The 258-nt window shown below is 32.9% G+C and carries 1 protein-coding gene; it reads left to right on the forward strand.

Annotated elements, in window-relative coordinates; all coding sequences use genetic code 11:
- A partial coding sequence (locus tag SB679_RS25145; RefSeq protein WP_410705044.1) for a TonB-dependent receptor domain-containing protein occupies positions 1-258 on the forward strand: 258 nt, incomplete at both ends.

The following is a 258-nucleotide window of genomic DNA, read 5'->3' on the forward strand; positions in this document are numbered from 1 at the left end:
GAAGAGAATGGACTCCTGCCCTTTTTATGAGTTATCAGCCTGTTGCAGTTCCTGAACTTACTCTTAGAGCTTTCTATAAAAAGATTTTCAGGCTGCCTACTTTCAATGATTTATATTATACCAATGTTGGAAGTACTTTCCTTGAGCCTGAGTTTACGTATCAGCATGATATCGGTTTTACTTATCAGAAGAAATATGAAAATCCTGTATTTAAGGGATTTTATGTAAAGATAGATGGATATTATAATAAAGTAAAAG

Source organism: Chryseobacterium sp. SIMBA_029, assembly GCF_046535275.1.
In the GTDB taxonomy this organism is placed as follows: domain Bacteria; phylum Bacteroidota; class Bacteroidia; order Flavobacteriales; family Weeksellaceae; genus Chryseobacterium.